Genomic DNA, 14,204 nt, shown 5'->3' on the forward strand with positions numbered 1-14,204 from the left:
GAACTAAATAATGAGGCAGGCGGCGCGCCTTGTCAATGGTCACCAGCATTTAGCTTTAGGTTCGAGGTGAGAAGCGTGTTGTCGGCGCGGCGAAACCGTTCAGCCTTCCGACGATTGACCGCCCCAGAAACCGAGGTGCACATGCCAAAGATCGTTGATCATGAAGAGCGGCGTGCCCGGATCGCCGAAGTCGTGTGGAAGATTGTGGGCGAACGCGGCCTCGACGCCGTGACGATGTTGAGCGTCGCCGAAGCAGCGGGGATCTCCGCGGGAGCAGTTCAGCATTACTTCGCCGACAAGACTGAAATCATTCGACTCGCGATGTCCCAGACTTTTGAGCACACCGACACACGGCTCGAGGGGATTGCGGCGATCAGTCCCGCAATCGACGCGCTCCGCGAGATGGCCTACGCCATCCTGCCGATGGACGAAGTCCGCCGCAATGACGTGAGCGCCTGGCTCGGATTCGTCGGACGGCTCGGCACCGACACGGTTCTTCTCGAGATGTACCGGGAGTATTACGCCCGGGCTCGCGACCGGTGGGCCGACGTGCTCAAGCAGGGCGTCCTGGACGGCAGCCTCCGCCCTGGCCTCGCGATCGCCGCCGAGGCGGACATCCTGGTCGCGGTCACTGACGGCCTGGCGATGCAAGCGGTCATGGAGGATCTACCCACGTCACGCATTGCGGTCGCATTTGAAGCCCATCTGACCACGATCCAGCGTTAGGCCGGCTCGTGGAACGCGGATGCGCGTTGCGCGCAGGCTAGCCCACCGCTACCTTTCCGGGCCGGGCTAGTGCGTGTTGCCGAACTGCTGCACGGTGATTCCCCAGCAGCCGGCTTCTTCCCAGTGATAGTCGGCACCGCCACCCGTGTTGCCGTTGAGCGTCAGCTCCCAGCTCGCTTTCTCGTCTGTCGACAGGCCAGGGGGCATCGCCGGGTTCACGCCGATCTCCTGTTGGTAGGCCGGGTTCCACCACTCGAAGTAGAGGTATTCCTGACCTTCGCCGGCCATGCACTGGCGCACCGCATCCTGGAAGACGAGCCATTGCTGGCGCTCGGTCAGCACGACAGGCCCCGCACCTGCTCGGTCCGCGGGTGCTGCGCTCGAATCGGTCGAGGGCGCTGCGGGTGGCGTTGAGAGCGGATCGCCCGGTCCGGCAGCGACTGTCGGCGACGGGGTCGCCGCTGCCGACGGAGCCGCCTCCGCTGACGCATCCGTCTGATTCTCGACCGTCGCGCTCGCTGCGTGCGTCGCCACGGCATCCAGGCCCGGCCCAGACTCTGTCGCAAAGGCGCCAATTCCCAGCGAGACGCTGGCCGCAACGGCAATGCCGATTCCCCCGAACGCGAGGATGCCCGTCAGTCTTCTTCTCATTCTCTTCATTCCTTGTCGGTCGTGCTGCGACGAAGTCGGGTGCGCATTCGGCGGCCTATAACGGCGTGGGTTAGTGAGTGGTGTCGCCGGTGATGTGCAGCGCGTAGCCGGAGCAACCGCTTTCTTCCCAGTTGCCCGTCGGATTCATGTACGCGTCGCCGTACATCCCGACGATCCACGCGATGCCAGCGTCATAGCTGAGGTTCTTCGGCTGCGGGTCGCCGCCCATCCACCACTCCCAGTTCAGGTACTCGAAGCCTTTGTCAGCCATGCACTGTCGAATGACCTGTTGCAACGCCAGCCAGGTCTTCTTGTCAGACTCCGAGACGAAATCGGGTCTATTGGGGTCGGTGTACGAGTTGTACGCCGCCGACATCGGGTCGATGACCGGCGGCGCCGGCAGGGGCACCGGTATCGCAGGTGCTCCTGGAATCGCAGGTACCGCCTCCGCCCCCGGCGTCGCGGTCGGTGCGGGGGTCACCGGAGCCAGGGGCTCCGTGATCACGAGGGTCGCGGACGGGGACGGAGTCGGTGACGACGTCGACGACAACACGTCGGATGCCGCGTCACTGTTTCCGGAAGCGGCGCCCAGCCCCAGGGCTACCGCGGCCAGCACAACGGAGCCCAGGGTGAGCCCGGTCGTGAACGCTGCTCTCTTGTATCCCATGATTTCGTGTTCCCTTCAGAATCTGACGCGAGTCGTCGACGACTGCCCGGTTGGTGCCTAGTGGTTGCCGTCATTGCCTGTCATATGCACGGCATAGCCGTGGCAGCCCGCTTCTTCCCAGCGGTAGGTGTCTCCCTGGCCGGTCGAACCGAAGAGAGCGTCGTTCACTGCCGCGAGTTCGGCGGGTTCCTGCCCTGCGGTCCAGCTGACGCTGCCGGGCGGAGCCTCGCTGGAGAGCAACGGGTCGACCGCCGCATCCCTCCAGTCGAAGCCCTTGCTTCGCATGCACTCCTTTTCGAAGCCAGAGAACCTGATCCGTTCGGCGTCTGTGTCGACGACCGCCTTCGGATCTGTCACCAGCGGGGTCGACGGTTGGTTCAGCGCCTCCTCCATGGTGTCTGGCCCGCTCGGTGCGGCGGATGCGGTGTCGGGCGACGCCGGCCCCGCACTCGCGTTCCGCGAACTTTCGAGCTCGGCGCTGCCCGAGGTGAGAAGCGCTCCCGCCCCGAGCATGGCCACCGAAAATCCGGCAATCGTCATCCCCACGATTGCCACGACCGCGCTGAACCTCGGCCGGCCTGCTCCCCCCAGTACTTTCATGCGGCCTGTTCCCCATTCGCCGGTGCTGAAAGTGTCATTGGCAGTGCCGACGTTGTCGGCGGCCGCACGGACGTGCTCGGCCACCACCAGATCGCCATCGCCAGAAAGAAGATCATCAGCCCGGCGATCACACCCAGGTTCAAGGTGTTCCAGCCCGGCACGGTAAAGACGAGGTGAGAATAGGTGGCACTGGCATAGACGAGTGCCTTCCCGCCGTATCGAACCAAGCCATAGACGGCGAACATCAACCAGAGCGCGCCGATCGACCGCGTGCGCGCGCGCCGCAGGAGCAGCAGCCCGCATCCGCAGGCCACGCTCGACAGCACCACGGATGCCGCCAGATCGCTCTGCGGCCACCACTCACCCCGCATCATCGAGACTGCAACGCGGGTGACGACGAAGCCGCCCCAGACGAACAGCACGGCCGAGATGAGGTAGGCGAACACCGGCAGTTTGCCTCGGGCGAGCGCCTGAGCCAGCGCTCCGTCGGCGGTGGTGGCAGCGCGCGTCTGGTTTCGGCGCCAAGACAGGTCGGCGGGCGCACCGAACGCGGCGCGGAGCAGGATCGCTCGCGCGAGTCGGCGCGGTGGGAGGTCGATTTCGTCGGCAAAAGCGCCGTGCTCATAGAGATCGGATGCGATCTCTTCGCGACGGGCCTCGGCCACCGTCGGGGAGAGTCCCCGCGTGTACCACGCGCACCACTTCGCCACCCGGCTCACCGAGCGGTGGTACTCGAGCGTGCGTGAGGCGCTCACGCGAAGGCCGTTCGCCCCAGCATCACTGCCGCGGGGGCATCCGCACTCGCCCGGCGGAATGCGATCTCGCCCTCACCGGTGACCCGATAGAGGCGTCGGCGCGGCCGGCCGTCGGCCTCGGCAATGGCCGCATCCTCCCACTCGGTCTGCAACAGGCCAGCCTCGGTCATACGGGCGAGTGCCTTGTAGAGGGTGCCGTGGGAGGTCAGCCCGGATCCGTCAGCACGCCCGGAGAGCTGGCGGGCCAGTGCGAATCCGTAGAAGTCGCCCTCTGCGGCATGCAAAGCCAGCCCGGCCTCCAAGATGTTGAGTTCGAGGGGGAGCAGTGTTCCAGGACGTCGTCGAGCCATGAGAAAACTATAGGAAGATAGGTTCCTTTAAACAAGAGGCAGTTTCTCAACCAGGCAATTCCGCCTTTCGCAGCGTCGCTGCGGTTCAGCCGTGGGCACCCGCGTCGCCCCCGGAGAGGCGGATGCCACTACAGCTGAACCTGAGCGCGCGTGCGTCGCTGAGCGTGCCTGCGCTACTCGGCGTGCGTGCGCTCCTCAGCATCCGTGACGACCTCGTAGACGTCGATCACGATGTCGCCACCGAGTTCGCGGGCGTTGCCGACGAACGCCGACCGGGTCAGCCACTGCAGCATCGGCTCCGTGGTGCGGAATACAGGCGCGGTGACGAAGTAGTCGATGACCGCGGCGTCCGGGTCGCAGTGCCGCAGCACTCCCACGTTGAAGACATCGACGATTGCGCCCGATTCCGTGGCGAACTGATAGCGCGCCTCCACGTTCATGGTCTGGTCCGAGCGCGCGGTCGCCCAGTCCCCGCCGCCCGGAAGCACCGTTCCGACGACGTCGCCGCTGACCCTGCCGCCGGTGATCGGATAGAAGATCGTCGACTCGCGGTCGCGCTTCTGGAGCAGAATCTCCGGCGCGATCTCGGCGACGATCGTCAGGGCGAATCGCAGCGACACCGAGTCGCCGGTTGCACCGAGCACGGCCTTCTCCTGGGCTGCATGGTCAATTGCATTCATCGCTGAGCTTCCTTTCGAGCGTTTGAGTGAACCGGTGATTGAGTGAGCCGGTGAATGAGCGACTGGGTGAGCACTTATGCGTAGAAGCGGTACAGCCCGTGCGCGACGACGGCCGGCTTCGTGCCGCCCTCGATCTCGATCGCCTGGTCGACGCCGATCTGCACGCCGCCGGGAATCTCGGTCACCGTCGCGATGGTGGCGCTCATCCGGATGCGCGAGCCCACCTTCACCGGCGCCGGAAAGCGCACCTTGTCGAGGCCGTAGTTGACCTTGGTGGCCACACCGGTCACGTCGAGCAGCTCGGTCCAGAACGGGATGGCCAGCGACAGGGTCAGAAAGCCGTGGGCGATCGGCGCACCGAACGGGCCCTCAGCAGCGCGCACGGGGTCGGTGTGAATCCACTGGTGGTCATCCGTCGCATCCGCGAAGGTGTTGATCTGCTGCTGGGTGACCTCGCGGTAGTCGGTGTAGCCGAGTTCGCGGCCTTCGAGAGCGGTCAGTTCGTCGAAGCTGATGGTGGTGGTGGCCATGGTGTTCCTTTGCTGTGAGTGAGGGTGATGCGGACGTAGAACGAATGTTGAGAGTTGCGTGAGGTGGCGGATGCGCCTGGCCCGGCCGGTCAAGCCGCCAGCCGGTCGAGGCGGCACGCTCTAGCGAAACGCGCCGATTCCGGTGATGGCCCGGCCGAGAACGAGCGCGTTGATCTCGTGCGTGCCCTCATAGGTGTAGATCGCCTCGGCATCGGCGTGAAACCGGGCGACATCGGTGTCGAGGGTGATGCCATTGCCGCCGACGACCTCGCGGGCCAGGGCCACCGTCTCGCGCAGCCGCAGGCCGGTGAACATCTTGGCCAACGCCGAGTCCTCGTCCCGGAACTCGCCGGCGTCTTGCCGCTCGGTGAGGCGCACGACGAGCGCGAGGCACGCAGTGACGTTGGCCAGCATGACGGCCAATTTCTCCTGAATGAGCTGAAAGCTGGCGAGTGGCCGGCCGAATTGCTCGCGTCTGACCACATAGTTCACCGCGGCTTCGTAGGCTCCGGCCTGCACGCCGGTTGCGATCCAGGCGACGTCGGAGCGCATCCGGCCGAGCATCGCCGACACGTCGGCGAAGGAGTTCACGTTCTGCAGGCGAAACTCGTCGGCGACCTGCACCTCGTCCAGAGTGATGTCAAAGTTCTGCATAATTCGCAGCGCGGTCTTGCGTTCGATCTTCGTCAACGTGACGCCGGGGGCATCCCGCCGCACGAGAAATGCCTTGACCTTGCGGTCAGCCTCATCGCGCGCGAAGACGGCGAGATACTCGGCGGTGTCGGCGCCGCCGATCCACCGCTTCCGGCCGCTCAGCACCCAGCCGTCGCCGACCCGGCGGGCGCTGGTTTCCAGGCCGCCGGCGATATCGGAACCGTGATCGGGCTCGGTCAGTGCGAAGACACCGGTGAGCTCGAAAGAGCGCACGAGTGGGTCCCAGCGCGCTGCTTGTTCGGCGCTCCCGCCCCGGTTGATCGCCGTGCGGAACAGCCCGGACTGCGCGTTGTAAAAGGTCGCGATCGAGGCATCCGTCTTGGCCAGTTCGAAATTGCGAAATCCCGAATAGAGGCCGCGAGGCGTCGCCCCATTGAATTCGGGCGGCGCCATCAAGTTGAGCTCAACCAGCGGGGCGATGACCTGGTGCGGAAACTCGCCGCGCTCCCAGTGGTCGGCCAGCACCGGCCGCACCTGCGAGTCGAGCACGCCGCGCAGCCGGGCCAGCACGGCGCGCTCGGCGTCGGTGAGCAGGTCGGCAAACCCATACGGGTCGGCGTCCGGTCGGCGAAGGGCCGACACCGGATCCGGGGAAGCGTGCGGGGACATCAACCGGCCTGCAAACCCAACAGGCGCACCGCGTTCTCCTTCAGGATCTTCGGGCGCACCGCGTCTTTGATGCTCAGCGCGGCGAAGTCGGCCAGCCAGCGGTCGGGGGTGATCAACGGAAAGTCAGAGCCAAAGAGCACCTTGTCCTGCAGTAGCGAGTTCGCGTGCCGCACGAGGTTTTCGGGAAAGTACTTGGGCGACCAGCCCGACAGGTCGATCCAGACGTTGGCCTTGTGGGTGGCCACGGCGAGCGCCTCGTCCTGCCACGGAACCGACGGATGCGCCATCACGATCTGCAACTGGGGAAAATCGGCGGCCACGTCGTCGAGCAGCATCGGGTTCGACAAGCGCAGCTTGAGGCCGAATCCGCCGGGCAGTCCCGAGCCGATCCCGGTCTGGCCGGTGTGGAAGATCACCGGCAGGCCGAGCGTCTGCAGCGTCTCGTAGAGCGGGTAGAACTCCGGAGAGCTGGGGTCGAAGTTCTGCACCGTCGGGTGGAATTTGAACCCGCGCACGCCGAAGTCGTCGACCAGGCGGCGCACGCGATCCGCGGCATCCGCCCGGTTCGGATCAACCGAACCGAACGGAATCAGCGCATCGTTGTTGCGTGCCGCCCCGCGCGCGATCTCTTCGCTGCTGTTCGGCGCGTGTCCGAGTGCAATCTCGGCGTCGACCGTGAAGACCACTGCGGCCATCTGGCGTTCGCGGTAGATCTCGGCGATCTCGTCGAGGCCGGGCCGTTTCGTATCGGCCTTGAAGTATTTGCTCGCAGCGTCGACCAGCGTGGGCGGCAGGGCGTTGTGCCCGTGATCGTCGATCTCAATGTGAACGTGAGTGTCGATCGCGACCACGTTCGGCAGATCGAGACCCAGCTGGTAGACCATGGCTAGCGCGCTCCGGCAGCCGGCGCCGCGGGCTGCAGTTCAGCGGGCAGCGGCGGAAAGTTCTCGCCGACGGTCTGCAGTTTCTCGCCGAACTGGTCGAAGAAGGTTGCGGCCAGATCTTCTGCCGTCCAGCCGCCCGTCTTGTATTCGGTGACGACGGGTTCGGGGTGCGACCACAGCTGCACGCGGTCGCCGCCGATGCCGATGGCCTGGCCGGAGATCAGCGATGCGGCGTCGGAGGCGAGGAAGGAAACCAGTCCGGCGACGTCGTCTGAGGTGCCGAAGCCGAGGTCGTGACGGAAGAATGCGGGCATCGGCTCGCCGTTCTTGTCGGCTTCGACGGCCTTCTGAAAGAAGGGAACCGTCTCGGTCATCGCGGTGGCGGCCACCGGGATCACGGCGTTGACGGTGACGTTGGCGCGGGCCAGCTCGAGCGCCCAGGTGCGCACCATGCCCACGATGCCGGCCTTGGCCGCCGCGTAGTTGGTCTGGCCGAAGTTGCCGCGCTGCCCGGTCGGCGAGCCGATGCAAATGATGCGGCCGCCTTCGCCCTGCTCGCGAAAACGGATGGCTGCGGCGCGTACGCAGGTGAACGTGCCGCGCAGGTGCACGTTGATGACGGTGTCGAAGTCGTCGTCGCTCATCTTCCAGAGCACGGTGTCGCGCAGCACGCCCGCGTTGGTCACCAGGATGTCGAGGCGACCGAAGTTGGACACCGCCGCGTCAACGAGCTGCTGGGCGGTGTCGGAGCTGCCGACCGGAGCCACCACGGCGATGGCGCGGCCGCCGTTCGCCTCAATGCTCGCAACGGCCCGCTCGGCCACCGTGGCGTCGACGTCATTCACGACGACGGACGCGCCCTGACGGGCAAGCTCCTGGGCGTAGGCGAGGCCGAGGCCCCGACCGCTTCCGGTGACGATTGCGACTTTTTCTGCCAACAGCATGGCCAGACTCCTCGGGGTGACGGTGCACGGCGCCCCGACGTGTGCGGGTTGCTCTGCGGTGATTCGTAGTGAACACTTGATTTAGATCAATGACAACGTAAATACTTGAAATTGTCAATGATTAATAAACCCATTCATATTGTGAGGTCACGTGCACGCGCAACCCATCCCGCCGGCCCCGGCCGTGCGCTCCGGCTCGGCGCCCGTCATGCCGTCACGGCTGCTCGCCTCCGACCTCACCGATGAGATCGAATTCCTCACCGCACGCGCGCGGTCGGTGGGCACAAGTCGAGCGAATGCCCTGCTCGCCCCGCTCGAGCTGAAGGTGCGCTCCTATTCGGTGCTCGCTCTCGCCTGCAGCGGCCTGGCGCCGTCGCAACGGGAGATGGCCGAGTTTCTCAGCCTCGACCCCAGCCAGATCGTGGCACTGGTCGATCAGCTCGAGCAGCGCGATCTCGTCGCGCGAGTGGCCGACCCCCGCGATCGCCGGTCGAAGGGAATCAGCGCCACACCGGCCGGCGAGGCGCTGTATGACGAAGCCAGGCGAGCCGTGCGCACGGCAGAGGAACAATCACTTGCCGCGCTCAGCACGGCAGAGCGCGAACAGCTGCGCGACCTACTGACACGCGTCGCCTTCGAGTAGACGCGCCACATGGCGCGGCACCCCGACAGCACCCCTCCGGCCGCGGTCAGCCACTCGCGTAGCGCGCGCGTAGGTCCGCCTTTCGAACCTTGCCGCTCGCGGTGCGCGGCAGCTCCTCGATGACGACCAGGCGCTTCGGAATCTTGTAACGCGCGAGGCGGCCCTCGAGCAGCGAACGGATGTCGGCCAGCTCGAGTTGCGCCCCCGGCCGCAGCGTCACGACGGCGCAGGGCACTTCGCCCCAGGTCTCATCGGGCAGACCGATCACGGCAACGGCGCTGACGGCATCCAGGGTGCCAATCAACTGTTCGATCTCGGCCGGGTAGATGTTCTCGCCGCCGGAAATAATCATGTCCTTGAGCCGATCGGCAATAAACAGGTAGCCGTCGGCGTCAAGATAGCCGAGATCGCCCGAGCGAAACCACTCCCCGTCGGCGTGCGCGTCCTGACTCGCCTCCGGCCGGTGCCAGTACTCGGCGATGACGTTGGGGCCGCGCAGCTGGATCTCGCCGACGGTGCCCACATCGACGAGCGAGCCGTCGTCGCCGACGATCCGCAGTTCGGTGAAGAAGTGCGGCAACCCGGCCGATCCGGCCTTGTCGCGGCTCCGGGCCGGCGCGAGGCTCGTGGCGCCCGGCGAGGTCTCGGTCATTCCGTATCCGCCCGAGAAGGCCAGACCGCGTTCCTCATAGGACTCGAGCACGCGCAGCGGAACTGGGGAGCCCCCGCAGGTGAGCTTGTGCAGCGACGAGATGTCGGTCGTCTCCCAGTCGGGGTGCTCGCAGAGCATCTGAAAGGTCGTCGGCACCCCGCTGATCATCGTGGCGCGGTGCTGGGCGATCAAAGCCAGGGTGCGCGCCGGGTCGAACCGAGGCTCGAGCACAACCGTTCCGCCCTTGAGCAGCGTCGGCAGTACCCCCATGCCGAGTGACGCGACATGGAACATGGGCGAAATCATGATCGAGACATCCGTGCTGACGATGTCGTAATCGACGATCACGTTGAAGCAGTTCCAGGTGAGGTTGCCGTGCGTGAGCAGGGCTCCCTTCGGCCGGCCGGTGGTGCCGGAGGTGTAGAGAATCATCGCCGGATCGTCGAGCGAGACCTCGGCGGCTTGCCGTTCTGCGGATGCCTCCGCCACGATGTCGTCGAACGTCTCCGGCCACACGTCGTGGGTGTCGGGAACAACCTGCAGCGGCTCCTCGCCCTTTTCACCGATGACGATGCGATGGTCGACGGCGGAATCTGCCGCGCCACCGACGGCGAGCACGGAGAGGGCCTGCGCGTGGATCAACACACGCGCGCCGGAATCGGCCAGTGCGAAGTTGATCTCAGGAGCGGCAAGGCGCGAATTGAGCGGTACGAAAATGGCGCCGAGGTTCGCGACCGCGAAGAGTGTTTCGAGAAACGCAGGGTGGTTCTCGCCGAGGTAGGCCACCCGGGAACCTGCGGCTACTCCGCGCTCGGCCAGCGCATTGGCCAGACGGTCGATCCGTTCGGCGAGATCCGCATAGGTGAGTATGTTTTCACCGAAGACGAGTGCGGTCGCCTCCGCCGACTTGATGCGGCGGCGATCGATCCATGACCCCAGTCCTTGGTTCGACATCCGAAACCCTTCACGCTTGTGGCCTCATTGGCACCATCAGACAACGCCGCGTGCACGACGGCGCACAGTGGAATCTACAACGTAAAGTTAATAATTGAAAAAGTCAATGATCTAAGCAAAATCGCACATTGCCTACCCCCACTACGGGGCGCCGCGGCGCGTCGCGACCGGCCGACCGCTAGCCTTCGGCTGGAGATATCTTCGTTCACCAACCCACCGGCTCGCGGGGGCGCCCTGGCCGTGTGCGACTCGGTCCTCCACATCCTGAATTTCACCGCCAACCATAAGTACGGGGTACTCGAAAACGTGAAGAACATCAAACAGAATGCGCTGGGACGGGCCGTGGCTGCAGGCCTCGGACTCCTCCTGGTCGCCGGGGCGTCCCTGGTCGCCGTTGCACCGGCGCAGGCCGTGACCGTCACCCACACCGTGACCGGAACAGTCTCCGGCATGACCGAGACTGGTAGCGCGCCCCTGGCCGGGGCTGAGCTCGTAGTCAAGGACGGCCCGTCCGCCATCGCTGATGACACCGGCGCCTTCTCGGTGTCAGTAGTGGACGGCAACTACACCTTTACGATTTCCGCGGTTGGCTACCTCCCCTACAGCGGCGGCTTTGACGTCGATGGCGGAGACGCAGACTTCGGCCCGATCAATCTCGAGCAGGACCTGCCCGAAGCACCCGCGACGTACTCGATCAGCGGCGTGGTCACGGCCAAGGACGCCAACCCGGCCTTCGCCCCCACCGTCGTGCTCTCCGGTATTGCGGGATCATCCCCGTGGCAGACCGAGCCTGACGCAGAAGGAAACTTCACGTTTGAGCGCCTCGACCCGAGCGCCGACCTTTCGCTGACCGTTTCAGCAGAGGGCTACGGAACAAAGGTCATTGCTGCCCCGATCACTGACGCAGATGTCACCGTGTCGGTCGAGCTCCTGGCCAACCTGACCGCCGGCACCGTCACGATCACCGGCACCCACGCCGTGGGCAGCACGCTCACCGCTGTGACGGCCGGCTGGCCTGCAGGCACCACGTTCAGCTACGCGTGGGGCGCCGTCGGACCCTACGCTCAGAACTCGGGCGACATCGAGGGTGCCAACGCATCGACTCTGCCGGTGACCGCCGACATCGTGAACAAGCGAATCTGGGTGCAGGCCATCGGCCACCTCGACGGCTTCGCTGACGGATACTCCGAGCCCGCCTTCACCGACGCCCCGCAGCTGCCGATCGCAGCCCCGCCGGTCGCCAACTCCTCTGAGCTGGCCGCGTTCCTTGAGGCCAACGGCTCCACGCCGGCGTCCCAGACCTCGGTCGGCCTGCCGGCTGGCGCCCTGGACCCGACCAAGAGCTACACCGCCAAGGTGCCGTTCGCCGGAAGCGACGACTTCGTTGACGTCTTCCTGTACTCGTCGCCGATCAGTGTCGGTACCTTCCCGGTCGTGAACGGCGTCGCACAGGTCACCCTGAGCGCCAAGGTGCTCGGTCAGCTCGCTGCTGGTTCGCACACGCTCGTCGTCGTCGGGCAGTTCACCGGCACCGTGTCGAGCGTTGCGATCAGTGTCTCTGCGGTGCTCGCCGAGACCGGCTCGAACGCTGTTGCACCGATCACCGCTTCCGCGCTGCTTCTGCTGCTCGGTGGCGCGCTGGTTGCCGTGCGTCGCCGTCGCGCGCACGTCTAACCACTCGTAGTACGAAAGGGGCCCGGCCATTTGGCCGGGCCCCCTTTTTGCGTGCCGGGGTGCGTGAATTTCCCACGCGTGCGCTCGAATCCTCGGCCACCGGCATCCGGAGCGACGTTCTGAGCGCACGCGCGAGCCGCAAGCGCGCGAGCCGCAACGTGCGACGGCGGCTAGAACCGACGCGCGAACGGCAGCGGTTTGCGCATCCGCACGAGCAACAGGATCGGCACCAGCACGTAGGGCAGGTTGAATGCCAGAAACTTGACCGGGTTGGGTGTGCGCCATTGCGCCTCGCCGAAGAACTCGACACCGAACACGATGATCCCCGTGATTGAGGCGATCATCGTCGCGTAGATCACGCTGGGCAGCTGAATCCAGTTCCAGCCGCGGACGAGCGAGACGACGAGCACGATGTAGAACGGCATATAGAGGAACGCCGACAAACCGGTGACGATGCGCATCCAGACCGGCGGATGCGCGAACAGTGGGTCGGTGTCGTGGGCGTACCACCAGTTCGAGTTCACGAAGAAGTTGCTCGACGGAGCTGAGATGTCGACGCCGAGCGTGGGCAGCAGATCGCTGATCAACGAGGTGACCGTGAAGGCCGAGAAGAGCGCGATGAGAAGGATGTCGACGGGGCGATCGCGTAGCCGCAGGGACGGCGCGAAGGTCGTCGGCTGAACGGGATTCGGCGCAGGGGGCTGCATGCCAGATCACATTAGTCCGGTTCGCCACGCCGCAACCCGCCGGGGCCGCCTCACTCATGTCGGGCATCCGCCCCGCGCTGCCGCCGACTCGGCGTGCAGATGCGTCACCGGCCTGCCGAATCACCGGCAGAATTGACAGATGACGATTCCGCTTTCCGGCACCCAGTTCGAGCTCTCCTTCGGTGACTACACCGCCACCGTCGCAAGTGTCGGCGCGACCCTGCGCACACTAACGCACGCCGGGCGCGACCTCATCGTGCCGTTCGACGCCAACGAGGTGCGCCCCGGGTTTCGCGGCGCCATCCTCGCCCCCTGGCCGAACCGGATCGTCGACGGACGCTACACGCAGGACGGCGTCACCCACCAGCTGAGCCTCACCGAGCCGGATCGCGGGCATGCCCTGCACGGACTCGCCGGCTGGCTCGACTTCATCGCGCTCGAGGAGCCGTCGGCGGATTCGCCGTCGCGCGTCGTGCTCGCCTCGACTATTGAGCCTCAGGCCGGCTACCCCTACCGCCTGCAGCTGCGGGTCGAATACACGCTCGATGCCGACGGACTCCGCACCACGATGATGGCCCGCAATGTCGGCGCGGATTCCGCGCCCTACGGCACCGGCCCGCACCCGTACCTGATCGCGGGCGAGGGCACCGTCGACGACTGGACGCTCACCCTGCCCGCCGAGCGCGTGCTCACCGTCACCGACGAGCGGCTGATTCCGATCGGTCTGGCGGATGTCGCCACCGAGGGAGACGGTGCGCTCGACTTCCGCACACCCCGCGTCGTCGGCGGCACCATGATCGACCACGCCTTCACCGGTCTGAGCCGCGACGAGGACGGCATCGCCGAGGTACGGCTGACGGCGCCATCCGGTACCGGTGTCGCGATGCGCTGGAGCACCGGCTGCCGCTGGGTACAGCTGTACACGGCTGACCAGCCCGACCCCGCCTTCAACCGCGGGAGCCTCGCCGTCGAGCCGATGACCTGCCCGCCCGACGCGTTCAATTCGGCAACCGACCTGATCATGCTGAAGCCGGGTCAGCTCGCCTCGGTCGGCTGGACGATCGCCGCGATCTAGGCTTTTCGCCGGTTTGCCGGTTTGCCGGTTTGCCGGTTTGCCGGTTTGCCGGTCTGCCGGTCTGCCGGTCTGCCGGTCTGCCGGTCTGCCGGTCTGCCGGTCTGCCGGTCTGCACCGAGTTTGCGCGTTCCGGTCGAGTTGCCCTGTTCTACCTGGGCAACTCGACCGCAAGCCTCAATCTCGGCGAGGGTTGCCGGTCCGGTGCCCGTCCGGGGGATAACTCCTGCAATCCCGGATGCGGCGCGACGGAACCCTCGGAATCAAGCGGCCCAGATCTGCCTGCCGACAGAGTTGCCGGAGTTAGCCACACCTTCCGAGCCCCAACACCCTCCCAGCCGTCTGCTAGCCTCCCCGACCACCCGCATCCGCCCGGAGCTGCCGAACCGTTC

Annotated in this window: 16 protein-coding genes; 4 read left to right on the plus strand and 12 right to left on the minus strand. The window is 66.0% G+C overall.

Annotated elements, in window-relative coordinates:
- Positions 1 to 141 precede the first annotated feature (141 nt).
- A complete protein-coding gene (locus AC1DCF_RS03910; protein WP_477209894.1) occupies positions 142 to 726 on the plus strand; it encodes a TetR/AcrR family transcriptional regulator in 585 nt (194 codons plus the stop codon).
- A 66-nt stretch (positions 727 to 792) separates the two neighbouring features.
- Here AC1DCF_RS03910 and AC1DCF_RS03915 read toward each other — a convergent pair whose 3' ends face one another.
- The 10 genes from AC1DCF_RS03915 to AC1DCF_RS03960 form a co-directional block, all read right to left on the minus strand.
- Positions 793 to 1,377: a hypothetical protein gene (locus AC1DCF_RS03915; protein ID WP_477209895.1), complete on the minus strand. Its 585-nt coding sequence runs from the start codon at positions 1,375 to 1,377 to the stop codon at positions 793 to 795.
- A 70-nt stretch (positions 1,378 to 1,447) separates the two neighbouring features.
- The gene (locus AC1DCF_RS03920; protein ID WP_477209896.1) at positions 1,448 to 2,044 is read right to left on the minus strand and encodes a hypothetical protein; all 597 of its coding nucleotides are present in this window, start codon (positions 2,042 to 2,044) and stop codon (positions 1,448 to 1,450) included.
- A 57-nt stretch (positions 2,045 to 2,101) separates the two neighbouring features.
- Positions 2,102 to 2,644, minus strand: a complete 543-nt coding sequence (locus AC1DCF_RS03925) for a hypothetical protein (protein ID WP_477209897.1) — start codon at positions 2,642 to 2,644, stop codon at positions 2,102 to 2,104.
- Positions 2,641 to 3,399 carry a hypothetical protein gene (locus AC1DCF_RS03930; protein WP_477209898.1) on the minus strand — a complete coding sequence of 253 codons (759 nt, stop codon included), beginning with the start codon at positions 3,397 to 3,399 and terminating at the stop codon, positions 2,641 to 2,643. Before AC1DCF_RS03930 ends, AC1DCF_RS03925 begins: the two co-directional genes overlap by 4 nt.
- On the minus strand, positions 3,396 to 3,749 hold the full coding sequence (locus AC1DCF_RS03935) for a PadR family transcriptional regulator (RefSeq protein WP_477209899.1): 354 nt from the start codon (positions 3,747 to 3,749) through the stop codon (positions 3,396 to 3,398). Before AC1DCF_RS03935 ends, AC1DCF_RS03930 begins: the two co-directional genes overlap by 4 nt.
- A 173-nt stretch (positions 3,750 to 3,922) precedes the next feature.
- Entirely contained in the window at positions 3,923 to 4,429 is a 507-nt protein-coding gene (locus tag AC1DCF_RS03940; RefSeq protein ID WP_477209900.1) for a DUF3237 domain-containing protein, read from the minus strand.
- 74 nt (positions 4,430 to 4,503) lie between these two features.
- Entirely contained in the window at positions 4,504 to 4,959 is a 456-nt protein-coding gene (locus tag AC1DCF_RS03945; protein ID WP_477209901.1) for a MaoC family dehydratase, read from the minus strand.
- 120 nt (positions 4,960 to 5,079) lie between these two features.
- Positions 5,080 to 6,282: an acyl-CoA dehydrogenase family protein gene (locus tag AC1DCF_RS03950; RefSeq protein WP_477209902.1), complete on the minus strand. Its 1,203-nt coding sequence runs from the start codon at positions 6,280 to 6,282 to the stop codon at positions 5,080 to 5,082.
- Positions 6,282 to 7,166, minus strand: coding sequence for an amidohydrolase family protein (locus AC1DCF_RS03955; RefSeq protein ID WP_477209903.1), 885 nt, complete (start codon positions 7,164 to 7,166; stop codon positions 6,282 to 6,284). The genes AC1DCF_RS03950 and AC1DCF_RS03955 overlap by 1 nt, the downstream gene beginning before the upstream one ends.
- A gap of 2 nt (positions 7,167 to 7,168) precedes the next feature.
- Positions 7,169 to 8,110 (minus strand): SDR family oxidoreductase, encoded by a 942-nt coding sequence (locus AC1DCF_RS03960; RefSeq protein ID WP_477209904.1) that lies wholly within the window; start codon positions 8,108 to 8,110, stop codon positions 7,169 to 7,171.
- A gap of 151 nt (positions 8,111 to 8,261) precedes the next feature.
- On the opposite strand from AC1DCF_RS03960, the gene AC1DCF_RS03965 reads away from it, so the two are divergent.
- Entirely contained in the window at positions 8,262 to 8,753 is a 492-nt protein-coding gene (locus tag AC1DCF_RS03965; protein ID WP_477209905.1) for a MarR family winged helix-turn-helix transcriptional regulator, read from the plus strand.
- 46 nt (positions 8,754 to 8,799) lie between these two features.
- Here the strand turns inward: AC1DCF_RS03965 and AC1DCF_RS03970 are convergent, their stop codons facing one another.
- Complete coding sequence (locus tag AC1DCF_RS03970; RefSeq protein WP_477209906.1) at positions 8,800 to 10,359, minus strand: acyl-CoA synthetase; 1,560 nt, start codon at positions 10,357 to 10,359, stop codon at positions 8,800 to 8,802.
- 306 nt (positions 10,360 to 10,665) lie between these two features.
- Here AC1DCF_RS03970 and AC1DCF_RS03975 point away from each other — a divergent pair, with 306 nt between their 5' ends.
- Positions 10,666 to 12,033: a carboxypeptidase regulatory-like domain-containing protein gene (locus AC1DCF_RS03975; protein ID WP_477209907.1), complete on the plus strand. Its 1,368-nt coding sequence runs from the start codon at positions 10,666 to 10,668 to the stop codon at positions 12,031 to 12,033.
- A gap of 170 nt (positions 12,034 to 12,203) precedes the next feature.
- On the opposite strand, the gene AC1DCF_RS03980 is transcribed toward AC1DCF_RS03975, so the two are convergent.
- Positions 12,204 to 12,740 carry an EXPERA domain-containing protein gene (locus AC1DCF_RS03980; RefSeq protein ID WP_477209908.1) on the minus strand — a complete coding sequence of 179 codons (537 nt, stop codon included), beginning with the start codon at positions 12,738 to 12,740 and terminating at the stop codon, positions 12,204 to 12,206.
- Positions 12,741 to 12,879: 139 nt separating this feature from the next.
- Here AC1DCF_RS03980 and AC1DCF_RS03985 point away from each other — a divergent pair, with 139 nt between their 5' ends.
- Positions 12,880 to 13,815 carry an aldose 1-epimerase family protein gene (locus tag AC1DCF_RS03985; RefSeq protein ID WP_477209909.1) on the plus strand — a complete coding sequence of 312 codons (936 nt, stop codon included), beginning with the start codon at positions 12,880 to 12,882 and terminating at the stop codon, positions 13,813 to 13,815.
- Positions 13,816 to 14,204 lie beyond the last annotated feature (389 nt).

This window comes from Leifsonia sp. 10L418 (assembly GCF_056395445.1).